This window comes from Saccharopolyspora montiporae, from assembly GCF_015209505.1.
In the GTDB taxonomy this organism is placed as follows: Bacteria; Actinomycetota; Actinomycetes; order Mycobacteriales; family Pseudonocardiaceae; genus Saccharopolyspora; species Saccharopolyspora montiporae.
Genome location: NZ_JADEYC010000032.1, coordinates 1 through 15,686 on the forward strand (window position 1 = coordinate 1; position 15,686 = coordinate 15,686).

Sequence of the window (15,686 nt, forward strand, 5' to 3'; positions counted from 1 at the left end):
GGCGTCCCGCCGACCGAGGACACCGCCACTTCCAGCAGCGTGTCCAGGTCCGGGACCTCGCCCGGTCCGGCCGATGCGGTGCGCAGCGGCAGTTCCGCGGCGATCTCCGGGGGCAGTTCGTCGGTGGCGTCCGGGGCGAACGCGTCCGGATCGGACCAGCGGGGGACAGAAGTCGGCACCCGACGAAGCTACCGCGCACCACCGTCGGCGGAGCTCAGCGGTCGGTGCCGGTCAGCGCACCACCGGGTCGCCGACCAGGTCCACACCCGCGTCGCGCAGTTCGGCCAGTGCCGCGTTCACGGTCTCCGAAGACACGCCGGCGGTCAGCTCCAGCAGCACCGCGGTCTCCAGCCCGGCCCGCGCCGCGTCCAGCGCGGTCGCGCGCACGCAGTGGTCGGTGGCGATGCCCACGATCTCCACCCGGTCCACGCCGCGATCGCCCAGCCAGTCCGGCAGCGTCGTGTCCCGGAAGTCGATCCCGGTGAACCCGGAGTAGCCGTCGTCGTACTGGCCCTTGGAGAACACCGCCTCCACCGCGCCGAGATCCAGCTCCGGGTGGAACGAGGAACCGGGCGTGCCCGCCACGCAGTGCCGCGGCCAGGTCCGCACGAAGTCCGGCTCGTCGCTGAAGTGCCCGCCGGGGTCGACGTGGTAGTCCCGGGTGGCCACCACGTGCTCGTGGTCGAAACCGGGCAGATAGCGGGAGATCGCCGCGGCGACCCCGGCGCCACCGGTCACGGCCAGCGCCCCGCCCTCGCAGAAGTCGTTCTGCACGTCCACGATGATTAACGCCTTGGGCATGTCCCACTCCCTCCGGCACCTGGCCGTCCGGGCAGGCGCCCGCAGCACTCATCCTGCCCCGGCGCGGCCGCGGTGCCCAGCCCGATCGTCCCGATCAGGACTGCGCGAACGAGGTCGGGATGGCCGGTTCGCCGCGGGACAGCTTCAGGCCCTCCCACGGCAAGGTCACCAGCGCGTGCCGCAGCCGCTGCCGGCTGTCCTCCAGACCCGGCAGCCCGTCCACCTGCGCGCCGTCCCGCACCAGCGGGATCTGCATGAACCGGTCGTGCGGACCCAGCACCGGTTCCGCCGAGCCCGCACGGATGCCGAACACCTCTTCCTCCACCGCGGTTCCGGTCTCCTTGTGCCTGCGCACCGCGCTCTTGCGCCCGCCGCGGGACTCCTTGCGCGAACTGCGCTTGGCCACCGGGCGACCCTCGACCTCGACCAGCTTGTAGACGAGTTCCGCGGTCGGCGCCCCGGAACCGGTGACCAGCGAGGTGCCCACGCCGTAGCCGTCCACCGGTTCCGCGCGCAGCGCCGCGATGGCGTGCTCGTCCAGATCGCCGGACACGACGATCTTGGTGCCGGTCGCGCCCAGCGAGTCCAGCTGCTCGCGGGCCTGGCGGGCGAGTACCCCGACGTCGCCGGAGTCGATGCGCACCGCGCCCAGCCCGGTGCCGCCGACCTCGATGGCCCGCTCGATGCCGCGGGTGATGTCGTAGGTGTCCACCAGCAGCGTCGTGCCGGTGCCCAGCGCGTCGATCTGCGCGCGGAACGCGTCCCGTTCGTCGTCGTGCAGGAGGGTGAACGCGTGCGCGGCGGTGCCCGCGGTGGGGATGCCGTACCGGCGGCCGGCCTCCAGGTTCGACGTCGCGGCGAACCCGGCCAGGTAGGCCACCCGCGCAGCGGCCACCGCGGCCTTCTCGTGCGTGCGGCGCGACCCCATCTCGATGAGCCTGCGCCCGTTGCCCGCCGAGACCATCCGGCTCGCCGCACCGGCGATGGCGCTGTCGTGGTTGAGGATGGACAGCACCAGCGTCTCCAGCACCACGGCCTCGGCGAAGGTCGCGCGCACCGTCAGCAGCGGCGAACCCGGGAAGAACAGCTCACCCTCCGGGTAGCCGTCGATGTGCCCGGTGAACCGGTATTCGCGCAGCCAGTCCAGCGTGGCGTCGTCGAGCGTCCCGGACAGCGCGCGCAGCTCGTCCTCGCCGAAGCGGAACTCGGCCACCGCGTCCAGCACCCGCTGCACCCCGCCGGCGACCCCGTAGCGGCGCCCCTCCGGGAGCCGCCGGGTGAACACCTCGAACGCGCAGCGGCGGTGCCCGGTCCCGTCGCGCAGTGCGCTGTCGAGCATGGTCAGCTCGTACTGGTCGGTGAGCAGCGCCGTGCTGCAGGAGCGGCGGTCGCCCGGTTGACCGGCTGCTGGTTGAGCGGCAGACGTCATGTCGCTGAGATTACGTGGTGGTCCCGGTAGGTTCGTGCGCCCGCTGGTGCGGGCGGTGTTCTGTCGCCCGCTGGCGACGAGCGCTCCGGATGCACGTGCGACGATGGGGGCATGACCTCGCCCGCTGAGCTTGAGCGCGCGCAGCTCGAACCCGATGAGCGCGGTACTGCGGAGCCGCCGTGGGTGGCCGTGGTGTGGAACGACCCGGTCAACCTCATGTCCTACGTGACCTACGTGCTGCAGAAGATCTTCGGCTACAGCAAGGATCACGCCACCAAGCTGATGCTGGACGTGCACCACGAAGGACGTGCGGCGGTCTCCTCGGGCGACAAGGAGAAGGTCGAGGGCGATGTCGCGAAGCTGCACGCCGCAGGCCTGTGGGCAACGATGCAGAAGGATTCCTGAGTGCAGGGCTGGACGCGCAAGAACGGGCAGCTGGTCACCGAGCTGGCGCAGCAGGAGGCCGCCGTCGTGCGCGGGCTGGTCTCGCAGATCAGGGACATGCTCGCCGGGCGCTCGGACGAGGCCCCGCAGGACGAGCTCGCCGAGCTGACCGGGATCCGCACCGGGTCCAGCGAGCCGCCGCAGGACCGCGTGCTGGGCCGCCTGCTGCCGGACTTCTACCGGACCGACCCGGACACCGGGGAAACCGACGAGGAGGAGCCCGGTGCCGCGGGCGCGCTGCGCTCGCTGCACGAACCGGAGCTGCTGGACGCCAAGATCGGTGCCGCGGACCAGGTCCTGCAGACCTGCCCGCAGGACGGCGGCCGGGTCAAGCTCACCGCCGACCAGGCGGACAACTGGCTGACCTCGCTCAACGACGTGCGGCTCGCGCTGGGCACCGCCCTGGACATCAGCGAGGAGATGCCCGAGTCGCTGCCGGAGGACGATCCGCGCAGCGAGCACCTCGGCGTGTACCACTGGCTGACCTGGGTGCAGGACAGCCTGGTGTCCGCGCTGGTGGAGTGACCGGAGGTCCCCCCGGAGCGCGGAGGTGCCCCGGGTGTGGAGGTGCCCCGGGGTGTGGAGGTGACAGTGGCCGCTGGAGCCGCGGATTCGATCGTCGACGTGGCCGGTGTGCAGGTCGGCCACCACCAGCGCCTGGACGATGCCTGGGCCACCGGGAGCAGCGCGGTCCTGGTGCCGGACGGGGCGACGGCGGCCGTCGACGTCCGCGGCGGCGGTCCCGGCACGCGGGAGACCGATGTCCTCGAACCGAGCCACCTGGTGCAGCAGGCGCACGCCGTGCTGCTCTCCGGCGGCAGCGCCTACGGGCTGGCCGCCGCGGACGGGGTGATGCGCTGGCTCGCCGAACGCGGGCACGGCATGCAGGTGGGCGAGTCCCCCGAGCACGTGGTGCCGGTGGTGCCCGCCGCGGTCCTGTTCGACCTGCCGATGAGCGACTGGGGCAACCGGCCGGACGCGGAATTCGGCTACCGCGCGGCGGCCGCGGCCTCGGCCACCGAGACCCGGCAGGGCAACATCGGCGCGGGCACCGGGGCGGTCGCCGGGCCGCTGAAGGGCGGCATCGGCACCGCGAGCGCGCAGCTGCCCGAGCTGCCCGGGGCGCAGGCGGGCGCGCGGATCGGTGCGCTGGTGGCGGTCAACTCCGCGGGCGCGGTCGTCGACCCGGACACCGGCCTGCCCTGGTACCCGCTGGACGGGCTGCGCAGGCCGGACGACGCCGAGATCGCGGCGGCCCGCGCGCATGCCGACCAGCGCCCGGGACGGCGCGGGCCGATCGGCAGGCCGCTGAACACGACCATCGGGGTGCTGGCCACCGACCTGGGGCTGAGCAAACCGCAGTGCCGCCGGATGGCCGTGGCCGCCCAGGACGGGCTGGCCCGGGCCATCCGTCCCGCGCACGCGCTCACCGACGGGGACACGCTGTTCGCGCTGGCCACCGGGCGGCGCGGCGATCTGCCGGCACCCGGAGCCCCTGGCTGGGCGGGTGCGCTGGACGCGGTGTGCGCGGTGGCTGCGGACGTGGTGGCGACCGCGATCGTGCGCGCGGTGCTCGCCGCGGAGCCGGTGGACGAGGTGATGTCCTACACGAGTCGCTACCCCTCGGCGTGGGAATGAACCATCCTCGTTTTACGTTGCGTCTTCACGAAGCAGCACCGGTGTCCAGTGACTCCCGCATGGTGGGAGGCCGGTGCACGGAGTTACTAGGATGGTGTCTGTGCTGGTGATCCGACGCGACCTCGTGGACGCGATGGTCGCGCATGCCCGACGGGACCACCCGGACGAGGCGTGCGGTGTGCTGCCCGGCCCGGAAGGGTCGGACCGCCCGGAGCGCGCGATCGAGATGATCAACGCTGAGCGGTCGCCCACCTTCTACCGGTTCGACTCCACCGAGCAGCTGCAGGTGTGGCGGCAGATGGACTCGAACGACGAGGAACCGGTGGTCATCTACCACTCGCACACCGCGACCGAGGCGTACCCGTCGCGCACCGACGTGGCGTACGCGTCGGAGCCCAACGCGCACTACGTGCTCGTGTCCACCAGGGACCCGGAGACCTACGAGCTGCGCTCGTACCGGATCCTCGACGGCGAGGTGACCGAGGAACCGGTGGAGGTCGTGGAGTCGTACATGTTCGCGCACACGGGATCCGACGAGGTCCCCGACCGCGACTGATCCGCGGCGTCCCGCACACCCGCCCGCGGGCCGATCGGCGAACACCGCCGGCGGCCGGGCATCCCCGTGAGTCGAGAAGTCACTCGTGAGTCGAGAAGTCCTCGTGGACAGGAGGTTTTTCCCATGGCAGTGAACGTTTCCATCCCCACCATCCTGCGTGGCCACACCGACGGCAAGAAGTCGGTCGAAGCGCAGGGAACCACGGTCGCGCAGGTGATCGAGGACCTGGACGCCAACTACGGCGGCCTCAAGGACCGGCTCGTCAAGGAAGGCGGCCTGCACCGGTTCGTCAACGTCTACGTCAACGACGAGGACGTGCGGTTCGCCGGCGGCCTGGACGCCTCCGTCTCCGACGGCGACAACCTCACCATCCTGCCCGCTGTCGCCGGCGGGATGCGCTGAGCAGGACCGTCAGCGGACTCGCCCCGCGCGCCGCGCGGGGCGGGACCGGACGTCCGTAGGGGAGAGGGAGGAACCGTGGCTCGATACGACTCGCTGCTGGACGCGCTCGGCGACACCCCGCTGGTCGGGTTGCCGCACCTGTCACCGGCGCCCGACGTCCGCCTGTGGGCCAAGCTCGAAGACCGCAACCCGACCGGTTCGGTCAAGGACCGGCCCGCGCTGGCGATGATCGAGGCCGCCGAGAAGGAAGGCCGGCTCACCAACGGCTGCACCATCCTGGAGCCCACCTCCGGCAACACCGGGATCTCCCTGGCGATGGCGGCCAAGCTCAAGGGCTACGGGCTCGTCTGCGTCATGCCGGAGAACACCTCCGAGGAACGCAGGCAGCTGCTGCAGGCGTACGGCGCGCGGATCATTTCCTCGCCCGCGGCAGGCGGTTCCAACCAAGCCGTGGCGATGGCCAAGGACCTGGCCGAGCAGAACCCCGACTGGGTCATGCTCTACCAGTACGGCAACCCCGCCAACGCCGACGCGCACGCGCAGACCACCGGCCCGGAGATCCTGCGCGACCTGCCCGGGGTGACCCACTTCGTCGCCGGCCTCGGCACCACGGGAACCCTCGTCGGCGTGGGCCGCTACCTGCGCGCGCAGAACCCCGACGTGCAGATCGTCGCCGCCGAACCCCGCTACGGCGAACTCGTCTACGGGCTGCGCAACCTCGACGAGGGGTTCGTGCCCGAGCTCTACGACGCCGACGTGCTCACCCGGCGGTTCTCCGTCGGATCCTACGACGCGCTGCGGCGCACCCGCCAACTCCTGGAGAACGAAGGCATTTTCGCCGGGATCTCCACCGGCGGCGTCCTGCACGCAGCGCTCACCATCGCCGAGAAGGCCGCCGCCAACGGCGAAACCGCCGACATCGCGTTCATCGTGGCCGATGCCGGGTGGAAGTACCTCTCCACCGGGGCGTACAGCGGGACCATCGACGAAGCCTCGCAGAAGCTGGACGGGCAGCTCTGGGCCTGACGCCGGCTGGGTCGTCGGGTCGGCGCGCTGTGCTTCGCGGCGTGCCGGTGGCGGACCTGCGGCGGAGTGCGCTGCGGGACCCCGAAATCGCGCGGTGAGCCTTTTCCACTCGCTGGGGGAGGGCGTCCAGGCTGCACCACATCACGCGCATGGTTAACCGGACGTGCGTGTGTTGGACGCACCATGCCATTGGTTAACGCGGCGTTGCTGTGTTGACTCCCGGCCTACGATGGAGACATGACTGACGGCCGGGTGACGATCCGCGAACTGACGCACGAGTCGCGCAAGGTGTTCGACCGGCTGCAGCACGAGCGGCGGCTGGTCATCACCAACGCCGGCCGCGTCGTCGGTGTGCTCAACGCGCCCGACCCCGACGAGACGCAGCTCGACGAGTGGGCGGCCGCAGGTCAGGCGCCGGCCGACTGGCGCGACCGGCAGCAGGGTCTGCGCTCGTTCCTGGCCCACGCGTCGGTGCGCACGTCGCCGGCGGGCCAGCGGGCCGGCTCGGCCGCCGTGCTGGCCGAGCGCGAGGAGACCGATCGGTGATCTACCTGGACACCTCGGCGGCGATCAAGCTGGTCGTCGCCGAGCCCGAGTCCTCGGCGCTGGTGGATTGGCTCACCGAACACGACACCGAAGTGATCATGTCCTCGGGGCTGCTGCGGGTCGAACTGCACCGCGCGCTGCACCGGATCGAGGCCGAGCAGAGCGTGCGTGACCAGGCCGAACAGCTCGTCGACGGCCTGCACCTGCGGCCCGTCGACGCCGTGCTGCAGACCGCGGCCGGCCTCCACGGCCAGCACCTGCGGTCATTGGACGCGATCCACCTGGCGACCGCACTCGATGCCGGCCGACCGGCGTTCGTCAGCTACGACGCGCGCCTGGCCGCCCTCGCTGATCAGCTAGGCCTCAGCAGCGCCGCTCCAGAATGACCGGCAGCGACTCGATGAGGATGTCGCGGAGTTCGAGCATGCGCAGGTACCCACGCCAGGCCGCCTGCGCACCCGAAGAGGTCCGTGGGCGTATCGCGACGAGTTCCTGGGGCGGACGACCGGATCGAACCCGCGCTCTCAGCCGCCGAAACTGGTCGTTCGGGCTCCGGTGGTGAGGTCGCGCAGTACCAGGAGCGCGCCGTCGGCTCCTGCCGGTTCCCCGATGCCCTCGCGTGCCGTGGTCACGTAGAGGTCGGTCAGGTCCTGGCCGCCGAAGCAGCAGCCGGTGGGGCGGGCCGCGGGAAGCGGGATCGTCGCCGTGTGCCGACCTTCTGCGGTGTAGCCGTGCAGTTCTCCGCGGTCGCTCATCGGGACCCAGAGGTCGCCGGCCGCGTCCACCGCTGGTGCGGCCGGTCGGCCGTTCGTGGTGCACAGCGGGCGTCGCGTCGCGGGGCGTCCCGTTTCGTCCAGGTCCAGGACGTCGATGCGTCCCGCCGCGCTGTCGGCGAGGTACATCCGGGTACGGTCCGGGTTCCAGGCGATGCCGCTCGGGCTCACCAGGTCGCGCAGCACCGTGGTGGTGCGGCCGTCCGGGGTGACCCGCACCAGCCAGCCGCCCCCGCCGCCGTCCGCGCGCTCGGTCGCCGCCCACAGCGCTCCCGTGCCGTCCACCGCCGTACTTGCTCCGCGGAAGCCGTCCCGCGCCCAGTAGACCAACCAGGTCCGCCGGCGCTCATCGGATTCGAACAGGGCGATACCGCCGTCCAGGTGCAGCAGCAGTCCACCGCGCTCGCGCGGTTTCGCGGCGCTGACCGGCTGCGGGACCGGCATCGAGTGGTCGGCCGCGCGGGCGGGAAAGTAGCGGTGCACCAGGTGCGCGGCGCGGTCCACCCACAGCAGCGTGCAGGTCGCCGTGTCCCAGGTGGGCGCCTGCGCTGCGCGAGCACCCGCCGGCACCGCGATGTCGATTCGGGCTTGCAATGGCCACCTTTCCGCCCCCGACACAACGGGCAATCACCCTAGAGGCTGACGCCGATGCGAGCAGTGGCGGGTGGGCCGCCGTCCGCAGCGCCGTATAAAGATCCGGTTCGTCCGGGCTCGACCCCGACGACCGGAACGGGGCAACCGCGTAACCTCGGACGCGTGAACCGACTGCCTGACCGCCGCCGGGCGCGAGTCCTGCCGGAGAACCCGCTGCGCGCGGCGATCGGCATGCTCGTGTTCCTCGCGGTCCTCTACGCCGTGCAGCTGCTCAACGCCTCGCTGCCGGGCGTCCAGCCGTTGTCCACCTACGGGATCCTGCCACGCCGGGTCGACGGGCTGGACGGGATTCTGTTCGCGCCGCTGCTGCACGCCAGCTGGGCCCACCTGATCTCCAACACGCTGCCGCTGCTGGTGCTGGGCTGGCTCGTGCTCGCCGGCGGCGCGCGGCAGTTCACCGCGGTGACGGCGACCGTGTGGCTCATCGCCGGCCTGGGCACCTGGCTGGTCGGCAGCGGGGGCGGTGGTGTGCACATCGGCGCCTCCAGCCTCGTGTTCGGCTGGATGGTGTTCCTGCTGCTGCGCGGATTCCTGCTGCGCAGCATCGGGCAGATCCTGGTGGCGGTGGTGCTGTTCTTCTACTGGGGCAGCATGCTGTGGGGCGTGCTGCCGGGGCAGCCGGGTATCTCCTGGGAAGGCCACCTGTTCGGCGCGTGCGGCGGTCTGCTGGCCGCGTGGCTGGTGGCGCGCGCCGCACCCCCGCGGCCTTCCGCCGGGAGCGCTGGCAAACTGGCCGCGTGAACGCCCGACCGATCGGCATCTTCGACTCCGGGGTGGGCGGGCTCACCGTCGCCCGCGCGGTGCTGGACCAGCTGCCCGGTGAGTCGCTGCGCTACGTCGGGGACACCGCCAACGCGCCGTACGGACCGATGCCGCTGGCCGAGATCCGCGCCCGCACCCTCGCGATCACCGACCGCCTCGTCGCGGACGGGGTGAAGATGCTGGTCATCGCGTGCAACACCGCTTCGTCCGCCTGCCTGCGCGACGCCCGGGAGCGTTACGACGTCCCGGTCGTGGAGGTCGTGCTGCCCGCCGCCCGGCGCGCCGCGGCCACCACCCGCAACGGCCGGATCGGGGTGATCGGCACCCGGGCCACCATCGACTCCGGCGCCTACGAGGACGCCTTCGCCGCGGCCCCGGGCATCGAGGTCAGCACCGCCGCCTGCCCGCGGTTCGCCGATTTCGTCGAACGCGGCACCACCAGCGGGCGCCAGGTCCTCGGGCTGGCGCAGAACTACCTCGACCCGCTGCAGCGGGCCGGGGTGGACACGCTGGTGCTGGGCTGCACGCACTACCCGCTGCTGACGGGTGTGCTGCAGCTCGCGATGGGCGACCAGGTGACGCTGGTCTCCAGCGCCGAGGAAACCGCCAAGGACGTGCTGCGCGTGCTGACCAGCGACGACCTGCTCGCTGATCCGTCGTGTGCGCCGGCGCACGAGTTCCAGGTCACCGGTGAGCCGGCGGCGTTCGCCGCGCTGGCGGCCCGCTTCCTGGGGCCGGGCCCGGCGACCGATGCCGTTCGGCCGTTCGGCGTGTCAAGCTCGATCGCGTGAAGCTGACGATTCTCGGCTGCTCCGGCAGCATTCCGGCGCCGGACTCGCCCTGTTCGGGATATCTGGTGGAATCCGGCGACACCCGCGTGCTGCTGGACCTGGGCAACGGTGCGCTCGGCGCCCTGCAGCGGCACCTGGACCCGTTCCGGCTGGACGCGGTGCTGTTCAGCCACCTGCACCCGGACCACTGCGCGGACATCGCCGCGCTGACCGTGCTGCGCCGCTACCACCCGGACCCGCCGTTTGACCCGGCCGCGCACCGGTTACCGGTGCACGCGCCGCGGGAGGCGCCGGACCGGTTCGCCGCGTTGGACGCCCCCAGCGCCGCCGACCGGGCCGCGGCCGATCTCTCGGACGTGTTCGACTTCCGCCCGCTGACCGGCGAGCCGTTCCGGATCGGCCCGTTCGACATCCGGCCGGTCCCGGTCGCGCACGTGTGCCCGTCCTCGTGGGGGTTCCGGGTGGAGGCCGCGGGAAGGGTGTTGGCCTACACCGGGGACACCGGGCCGTGCGCCGAGCTCGCCGAGCTGGGCGCGGACGCCGATGTGCTGCTGTCCGAGGCGTCCTGGCCGGACTCCCCGGACGCACCGGAGGACGTGCACCTGTCCGGCAGGCAGGCGGCCGCGGCGGCCGAGGCGGCCGGGGCGCGGCGACTGCTGCTCACCCACCTGCAGCCGTGGTCGGACCGGGCCCGCATCCTCGACGAGGCCCGCCGCCGGTTCCGCGGACCCAGCGAACTGGTCGAGCCCGGCGCGATCTACGACGTGTGACGGGGCCGCGGCCGCGCCCGCGCGGGGCGGGAATACGCTTGGTGCCGTGGCACGAGTTGACGGGCGGAGCGACGACGAGCTCCGAGAGGTGCGCATCACCCGCGGGTACCAGGACTGGCCCGCCGGATCGGTGCTGGTGGAATTCGGCCGCACGCGCGTGCTGTGCGCGGCCAGCGTGCAGGACGGCGTCCCGCGCTGGCGCGTCGGTTCCGGACTGGGCTGGGTGACGGCCGAGTACGCGATGCTGCCGTCGGCGACGAACACCCGCGGCGCGCGGGAATCGGTCAAAGGCCGCATCGGCGGGCGCACGCACGAGATCAGCCGGCTGGTCGGCCGTTCGCTGCGCGCCTGCATCGACCTGGCCGCGCTGGGCGAGAACACGATCACCCTGGACTGCGACGTCATCCAGGCCGACGGCGGCACCCGCACGGCCGCGATCACCGGTGCCTACGTGGCGCTGGCCGATGCGATCACCTGGCTGGGCGCTGCGGGCAAGCTCTCCGACCCCAAGCCGCTGTCCTGCTCGATCTCCGCGATCAGCGTCGGCGTGGTGGACGGCCGGGTGCGGCTGGACCTGCCCTACGAGGAGGATTCGCGCGCCGAGGTGGACATGAACGTGGTCGCCACCGACCACGGCACGCTGGTCGAGGTGCAGGGCACCGGCGAGGGCGCCACCTACACGCGGTCCACGATGGACAAGATGCTGGACTTCGCGCTGGCCGGGTGCGGCACGCTGTCCGAGGCGCAGTCGGCTGCGCTGGCCGAGCCGTACCCGGGTGAGCTGCCGGGGAAGCGGTCGTGACCGAGCTGCTGCTGGCCACCCGCAACGCCAAGAAGCTCGTCGAGCTGCGGCGCATCCTGGAAGCCGCGGGCGTCACCGGGATCGAGGTGCTCGGGCTCGGCGACGTGCCCGAGTTCGCCGAAGCGCCGGAAACCGGTGCCACCTTCGAGGACAACGCGTTGGCCAAGGCGACCGACGCGGCGCGGGCGACCGGGATCGCGGCGGTCGCGGACGATTCCGGTCTGGAGGTGGACGCGCTCAACGGGATGCCGGGGGTGCTGTCCGCCCGCTGGTCCGGCAAGCACGGCGACGACGCGGGCAACCTGGAGCTGCTGCTCGGCCAACTCACCGACGTACCGGACGAGCGCCGCGGCGCCGCGTTCGTGTCCGCGGCCGCGCTGGTGCGCCCGGACGGCGCGCAGACCGTGGTGCGCGGGGAATGGCGCGGCAGCGTCATCGCTGAGCAGCGCGGCAGCAACGGTTTCGGCTACGACCCGAGCTTCGTGCCCGAGGGCGGGACCCGCACGGCCGCCGAACTCAGCGCCGAGGAGAAGGACGCCGATTCGCACCGCGGCCGCGCGCTGCAGCAGCTGCTGCCCGCGCTGCGCGAGCTCGCGGGTTGATCCGGTGGCCGGGGGAGCGCCCCGGCCACCGCGGCATCAGACCCCGATCTCCTTGCGCAGCCGCTCCACGTGCCCGGTGGCCTTGACGTTGTACAGCGCGGTGCCGATCCGGCCGTCCGGGTCGACCACGAACGTCGAGCGGATCACGCCCTGCACGACCTTGCCGTAGTTCTTCTTCTCGCCGAAGGCGCCGTAGGCGGTCATCACGGACTTGTCCTCGTCGGCCAGCAGCGGGAAGGTCAGCGACTCCGCATCGCGGAACGTCGCCAGCTTCGCCGGCTTGTCCGGCGAGATCCCCAGCACGGCGAACCCGGCGCCGTCCAGCGCGGCGAGGCTGTCCCGGAAGTCGCAGGCTTCCGTGGTGCAGCCCGGGGTGCTGGCCGCCGGGTAGAAGTACACGACCACGGAGCGGCCGCGGTAGTCGGCCAGCGAGACCGGGTTGCCGTCCGCGTCCGGCAGGGTGAACTCCGGGGCCGGGTCACCGGGGGAGAGGCGCTGTTCAGTCATGCGCCCGACACTAGCGACCGTTCCGGCAGGCCTGGTGCGGCGGTGCGGGCTGCCGCCGAGTTGCGCCGACCCGTGCGCCCGCGTAGATGACGAGGTGGCCAGCAGCCGAGCGCGCGGAGGCATCCATGCCCACAGTCGCCGACCAGTTCATCGAAGTGCTCGTGCAGGCGGGGGTACGGCGCGTCTACGGGATCGTGGGCGACAGCCTGAACCCGGTGGTGGACGCGATCCGGCGGCGGGAGGGCATCGAGTGGGTGCACGTGCGGCACGAGGAGACGGCGGCCTTCGCGGCGGCGGCCGAGGCGCAGCTGACCGGGCGGCTGGCGGTGTGCGCGGGCAGCTGCGGGCCGGGCAACCTGCACCTGATCAACGGACTGTTCGACGCGCACCGCAGCGGCGCCCCGGTGCTGGCGCTGGCCTCGCAGATCCCGTCCGAGCAGATCGGCACCGGGTTCTTCCAGGAGACCCATCCGGAGCGGCTGTTCAACGAGTGCAGTCACCTCTGCGAAGTGGTGTCCCAGCCCGGGCAGATGCCGCGGCTGCTGCGCACCGCGATCCAGACGGCCGCGGGCCGGCGCGGGGTGTCGGTGCTGGTGATGCCGGGTGACGTGGCCGAGCGCGAGGCGGCGCACCCGACCGGGACGGGCGTGCTCGACTGCGAGCCGCCGGTGGTGGTGCCGTCCGAGGTGCAGGTCGATGCGCTGGCCGCCGAGCTCGACGCGGCCCAGCGGCCGATGCTGTTCTGCGGGGCCGGGACCCGCGGTGCGCACCGCGAGGTGATGCAGCTGGCCGAGAAGCTCAACGCGCCGGTGGGGCACGCGCTGCGCGGCAAGGAGTGGATCCAGTACGACAACCCCTACGACGTGGGCATGAGCGGTCTGCTCGGCTACGGCGCCTGCTACGAGGCCACGCAGCGCGCGGACCTGCTGGTGCTGCTGGGCACCGACTTCCCGTACGACAACTTCTTGCCGCAGGCCAACACGGTGCAGGTGGACATCGAGCCCGCGCACCTGGGCAGGCGCACGGTGCTGGACCTGGCGGTGCAGGGCGATGTGGGGGAGACGATCCGCGCGGTGCTGCCGCGGCTGACCGGCAACGCGGACCGCTCGTTCCTGGACCGGATGCTGACCGAGCACGCGGGCCAGCTGGAACGGGTCGTCGAGGCCTACACCGGCAACGTGGACAAGCAGGTCCCGATCCATCCGGAGTACGTGGCCGACGTGCTCGACGACGAGGCCGCCGACGATGCGGTGTTCACAGTGGACACCGGCATGTGCAATGTCTGGGCGGCCCGCTACATCACCCCGAACGGCCGGCGCCGGATGTTCGGCTCGTTCGTGCACGGGTCGATGGCCAACGCCCTGCCGCACGCGATCGGTGCGCAGATCGCCGACGGTGACCGCCAGGTGGTGGCCATGGCCGGGGACGGCGGGGTATCCATGCTGCTCGGCGACCTGCTGACGCTGCGCACGCATGGGCTGCCGGTGAAGCTGATCGTGTTCAACAACTCGTCGCTGGGCATGGTCAAGCTGGAGATGCTGGTCGACGGGATGCCGGACTTCGGCACCGACCACCAGCACGTGAACTACTCGGCCATCGCCGCGGCTGCGGGCATCCACGCGGTGCGGGTGGAGCAGCCGGGCGATGTGCGCGCCGGGATCGCCGATGTGCTGGCGCACCCGGGGCCTGCGGTGCTGGACGTGGTGACCGATCCGAACGCGCTGTCCATCCCGCCGCGGATCACCGGCACCCAGATGAAGGGCTTCGCGCTGGCGGTCAGCCGGACGGTGTTGTCCGGCGGGGTGGGCAAGATGGTGCAGCTGGCCCGCTCGAACCTGCGCAACGTCCCGCGGCCGTGAGCGGGCGGTGCCGTTCGGCGGGGCGGTGATCACCCGTGCGGTGCTCGTGTGTTGGGCGGCGCCACCGCGTCCCGCTCCGCTGTCCGGTGCACTTGTGGAATATTCCATCGCGGCGGGCGTTTTCGGTCCGGACTGGCTGAAAAGACGCTGACCTCGGCAATCGTGCGGCGTTTGCGCCGGGGTCGTGACGGGGCGTGGCAGAGTGTGGAAACTGGTCCACATGACTGTCAGTCCCACCGTCCGTCGGCGCAGGCTCGCCGCGGAATTGCGCCGTCTGCGGGGCCGAGCGGAGGTCACCCAGCAGCAGGCTGCCGTGCACCTGGGGTGCACCCAGGCCAAGATCGGCCGGTTCGAGACGGCCAAGCGCTCGCCGTCGGTGGGCGATGTGTCGGCGCTGCTGGACTTCTACCGCGTCGACGGGGCGGAACGCGATCAGCTGATCAACCTGGCCCGCGACGCCCGCAAGCGCGGGTGGTGGCATTCCTACGGCGACGTCCTGCCGGAGTGGTACGAGACCTACGTGGGCTTGGAGGCCGAGGCGTCCTCGATTCACACCTACGAGTCGGAAGCGATTCCGGGTCTGCTGCAGACTCGGGAATACGCGCACGCCATCACGAAATCCACGTTGATCCGGGCGGGTGACTCGGAAATCGACCGCCGGGTAGAACTGCGGATGCAGCGGCAGTGCCGGGTGACCGGGGACGGTCCGCTGGAGCTGTGGGCGGTGGTGGGCGAACCCGCGTTGCGGCGCAGCGTGGGCGGATTCGGTGTGCTGCGCAGGCAGTTGGAGCACGTGCTGAAGCTGGTCGAACTGCCGCACGTGACGCTGCAGGTGATGCCGCTGGACGCGGGGGCGCACCCGGCGCAGGCCGGTCCGTTCGTGATCCTGCGCTACTCCAACCACATTGACCCGGATGTGGTTTATCTGGAAACGCACGTGGGAGGTCTGTACCTCGAAAGGGAGGTAGAGCTGTCCAACTACGTCACAATGATGGACCATTTACGCGCACACGCAGTAGATCCGGAGGGATCTGTGCAACTCATCCGACGACGGATAGGAGAGCTGTAGATGGGGTACATCACCGACTGGCGCACGAGCACCCGGACCCAGGGTCAGGGGCAGTGCGTCGAGGTCGGCTTCGGTGCGGACGTGGTCGGGATCCGGGACACGAAGAACCGCGGTGCCGGGCAGATCACGATCGCAGCGCGGCACTGGCGGGATTTCGTGCGGGACGTCAAAACCGGTTCCTACGATTCCTGAGAGTCGCCTGCTCTCCTCGTGCACGGGGTCGGCGGGGTGCCCAGCCCGGTTCGGGCCGGGGCG

20 protein-coding genes are annotated in these 15,686 nt (G+C 71.8%); 16 read left to right on the forward strand and 4 right to left on the reverse strand.

The annotated features are described in order from the left end of the window. Positions 1-231: 231 nt before the first annotated feature. Complete coding sequence (locus IQ251_RS16565; protein ID WP_193929516.1) at positions 232-801, reverse strand: nicotinamidase; 570 nt, start codon at positions 799-801, stop codon at positions 232-234. Between the two features lie 94 nt (positions 802-895). Continuing rightward, positions 896-2,230, reverse strand: coding sequence for a nicotinate phosphoribosyltransferase (locus IQ251_RS16570; protein WP_193929517.1), 1,335 nt, complete (start codon positions 2,228-2,230; stop codon positions 896-898). A 111-nt stretch (positions 2,231-2,341) separates the two neighbouring features. Between IQ251_RS16570 and clpS the strand changes: the two genes are divergently transcribed. From clpS to IQ251_RS16610, 8 genes are all read left to right on the forward strand, one after another. Then, on the forward strand, positions 2,342-2,635 hold the full coding sequence (gene clpS / locus IQ251_RS16575; protein WP_193929518.1) for an ATP-dependent Clp protease adapter ClpS: 294 nt from the start codon (positions 2,342-2,344) through the stop codon (positions 2,633-2,635). Continuing rightward, positions 2,636-3,199: a DUF2017 domain-containing protein gene (locus IQ251_RS16580; protein WP_193929519.1), complete on the forward strand. Its 564-nt coding sequence runs from the start codon at positions 2,636-2,638 to the stop codon at positions 3,197-3,199. Positions 3,200-3,265: 66 nt separating this feature from the next. After that, positions 3,266-4,312, forward strand: a complete 1,047-nt coding sequence (locus IQ251_RS16585) for a P1 family peptidase (RefSeq protein ID WP_370591457.1) — start codon at positions 3,266-3,268, stop codon at positions 4,310-4,312. Positions 4,313-4,412: 100 nt separating this feature from the next. After that, on the forward strand, positions 4,413-4,868 hold the full coding sequence (locus IQ251_RS16590) for a M67 family metallopeptidase (RefSeq protein WP_370591458.1): 456 nt from the start codon (positions 4,413-4,415) through the stop codon (positions 4,866-4,868). A 123-nt stretch (positions 4,869-4,991) separates the two neighbouring features. Beyond that, positions 4,992-5,270, forward strand: a complete 279-nt coding sequence (locus IQ251_RS16595) for a MoaD/ThiS family protein (protein WP_193929522.1) — start codon at positions 4,992-4,994, stop codon at positions 5,268-5,270. Positions 5,271-5,345: 75 nt separating this feature from the next. Next, positions 5,346-6,296, forward strand: coding sequence for a PLP-dependent cysteine synthase family protein (locus IQ251_RS16600; RefSeq protein WP_193929523.1), 951 nt, complete (start codon positions 5,346-5,348; stop codon positions 6,294-6,296). Between the two features lie 237 nt (positions 6,297-6,533). After that, positions 6,534-6,842: a hypothetical protein gene (locus tag IQ251_RS16605; RefSeq protein WP_193929524.1), complete on the forward strand. Its 309-nt coding sequence runs from the start codon at positions 6,534-6,536 to the stop codon at positions 6,840-6,842. Further along, positions 6,839-7,228 carry a type II toxin-antitoxin system VapC family toxin gene (locus IQ251_RS16610; RefSeq protein WP_193929525.1) on the forward strand — a complete coding sequence of 130 codons (390 nt, stop codon included), beginning with the start codon at positions 6,839-6,841 and terminating at the stop codon, positions 7,226-7,228. The genes IQ251_RS16605 and IQ251_RS16610 overlap by 4 nt, the downstream gene beginning before the upstream one ends. Positions 7,229-7,366: 138 nt before the next feature. On the opposite strand, the gene IQ251_RS16615 is transcribed toward IQ251_RS16610, so the two are convergent. Then, positions 7,367-8,209, reverse strand: a complete 843-nt coding sequence (locus IQ251_RS16615) for an SMP-30/gluconolactonase/LRE family protein (protein ID WP_193929526.1) — start codon at positions 8,207-8,209, stop codon at positions 7,367-7,369. A gap of 162 nt (positions 8,210-8,371) precedes the next feature. On the opposite strand from IQ251_RS16615, the gene IQ251_RS16620 reads away from it, so the two are divergent. The 5 genes from IQ251_RS16620 to rdgB are packed head-to-tail and all read left to right on the forward strand — an operon-like array spanning position 8,372 to position 11,996. Then, positions 8,372-9,010 (forward strand): rhomboid family intramembrane serine protease, encoded by a 639-nt coding sequence (locus tag IQ251_RS16620; protein WP_370591459.1) that lies wholly within the window; start codon positions 8,372-8,374, stop codon positions 9,008-9,010. Then, complete coding sequence (gene murI / locus IQ251_RS16625; RefSeq protein WP_193929528.1) at positions 9,007-9,822, forward strand: glutamate racemase; 816 nt, start codon at positions 9,007-9,009, stop codon at positions 9,820-9,822. The genes IQ251_RS16620 and murI overlap by 4 nt, the downstream gene beginning before the upstream one ends. Then, positions 9,819-10,592, forward strand: coding sequence for an MBL fold metallo-hydrolase (locus IQ251_RS16630; RefSeq protein WP_193929529.1), 774 nt, complete (start codon positions 9,819-9,821; stop codon positions 10,590-10,592). The genes murI and IQ251_RS16630 overlap by 4 nt, the downstream gene beginning before the upstream one ends. A 46-nt stretch (positions 10,593-10,638) precedes the next feature. After that, complete coding sequence (gene rph / locus IQ251_RS16635) at positions 10,639-11,394, forward strand: ribonuclease PH (protein ID WP_193929530.1); 756 nt, start codon at positions 10,639-10,641, stop codon at positions 11,392-11,394. Further along, positions 11,391-11,996 (forward strand): RdgB/HAM1 family non-canonical purine NTP pyrophosphatase, encoded by a 606-nt coding sequence (gene rdgB, locus IQ251_RS16640; protein WP_193929531.1) that lies wholly within the window; start codon positions 11,391-11,393, stop codon positions 11,994-11,996. The genes rph and rdgB overlap by 4 nt, the downstream gene beginning before the upstream one ends. A gap of 36 nt (positions 11,997-12,032) precedes the next feature. On the opposite strand, the gene bcp is transcribed toward rdgB, so the two are convergent. Beyond that, complete coding sequence (bcp, locus tag IQ251_RS16645) at positions 12,033-12,503, reverse strand: thioredoxin-dependent thiol peroxidase (RefSeq protein ID WP_193929532.1); 471 nt, start codon at positions 12,501-12,503, stop codon at positions 12,033-12,035. Positions 12,504-12,628: 125 nt separating this feature from the next. Here bcp and IQ251_RS16650 point away from each other — a divergent pair, with 125 nt between their 5' ends. From IQ251_RS16650 to IQ251_RS16660, 3 genes are all read left to right on the forward strand, one after another. Next, on the forward strand, positions 12,629-14,362 hold the full coding sequence (locus IQ251_RS16650; protein ID WP_193929533.1) for a pyruvate dehydrogenase: 1,734 nt from the start codon (positions 12,629-12,631) through the stop codon (positions 14,360-14,362). A gap of 220 nt (positions 14,363-14,582) precedes the next feature. Further along, entirely contained in the window at positions 14,583-15,431 is an 849-nt protein-coding gene (locus tag IQ251_RS16655) for a helix-turn-helix domain-containing protein (protein ID WP_193929534.1), read from the forward strand. Then, positions 15,432-15,623, forward strand: coding sequence for a DUF397 domain-containing protein (locus IQ251_RS16660; RefSeq protein WP_193929535.1), 192 nt, complete (start codon positions 15,432-15,434; stop codon positions 15,621-15,623). Positions 15,624-15,686: the final 63 nt, after the last annotated feature.

Bases quoted from the DNA above. Each gene is read 5' to 3' on its own strand.
- IQ251_RS16565 (WP_193929516.1), bottom strand. From the start codon at position 801: ATGCCCAAGGCGTTAATCATCGTGGACGTGCAGAACGACTTCTGCGAG.
- IQ251_RS16570 (WP_193929517.1), bottom strand. From the start codon at position 2,230: ATGACGTCTGCCGCTCAACCAGCAGCCGGTCAACCGGGCGACCGCCGC.
- clpS (WP_193929518.1), top strand. From the start codon at position 2,342: ATGACCTCGCCCGCTGAGCTTGAGCGCGCGCAGCTCGAACCCGATGAG.
- IQ251_RS16595 (WP_193929522.1), top strand. From the start codon at position 4,992: ATGGCAGTGAACGTTTCCATCCCCACCATCCTGCGTGGCCACACCGAC.
- IQ251_RS16605 (WP_193929524.1), top strand. From the start codon at position 6,534: ATGACTGACGGCCGGGTGACGATCCGCGAACTGACGCACGAGTCGCGC.
- bcp (WP_193929532.1), bottom strand. From the start codon at position 12,503: ATGACTGAACAGCGCCTCTCCCCCGGTGACCCGGCCCCGGAGTTCACC.
- IQ251_RS16650 (WP_193929533.1), top strand. From the start codon at position 12,629: ATGCCCACAGTCGCCGACCAGTTCATCGAAGTGCTCGTGCAGGCGGGG.
- IQ251_RS16655 (WP_193929534.1), top strand. From the start codon at position 14,583: ATGACTGTCAGTCCCACCGTCCGTCGGCGCAGGCTCGCCGCGGAATTG.
- IQ251_RS16660 (WP_193929535.1), top strand. From the start codon at position 15,432: ATGGGGTACATCACCGACTGGCGCACGAGCACCCGGACCCAGGGTCAG.